Annotated in this window: 1 protein-coding gene; it reads right to left on the bottom strand. The window is 50.3% G+C overall.

The features are described 5' to 3' along the window. Positions 1–322: 322 nt before the first annotated feature. On the bottom strand, positions 323–537 hold a 215-nt coding region (locus BQ17_RS22490), incomplete at its 5' end, for a hypothetical protein (protein ID WP_218068178.1).

Here is a 537-nt window from a genome sequence, read left to right as displayed (position 1 = left end):
GTCTCGAGTAGCTTTAGCTTGACATCGGCTTCAGCCGACCCCTCATACCACCAACTTCCAGTTGGTGGTGGTTGATTATTTGGTCGTGCTTAATATGTAGTGATGAACTTCCCGCTGAACCTTTTTCTTCCCCGCTGGGAGAACTGCACGACCACTACATGTCAAGCACTACCGATTATTTCTAGGAGCGTTGATGGAGATATTCATGAATTTGAAAAGAAGCAATAGTTGTGGTATATAAAGCGTTTCGATGTATTTAAACACGGCGACTCGCCGTCTACTACCTGATAAGCGGCGCGTCCCTGCGCCGCTTATCGGGGAGCTAACCAGCAAGTGCAATATAAAACGTATTACCAAAAGGAAAGCACACCGGAACATGCACGGCGGCGCTTTGATCTCCCGACCGTTTCAGGCACCAAAACAGGAAATCGCCCGACAACAACGTCCGTGCAACATGCGCCGCGCCGCCTATCAAGACGCTGAACGCAGACAAACATCCATTGCCCCCGTCCATGGGGGCAATGGATGTTGCTGGTT

The sequence above is a fragment of the Candidatus Thiosymbion oneisti genome (assembly GCF_900092655.1).
GTDB classification, from domain to species: domain Bacteria; phylum Pseudomonadota; class Gammaproteobacteria; order Chromatiales; family Chromatiaceae; genus Thiosymbion; species Thiosymbion oneisti.
Note: the sequence above shows the minus strand (reverse complement) of the source record. Positions and strands in the feature narration are given on the sequence as shown.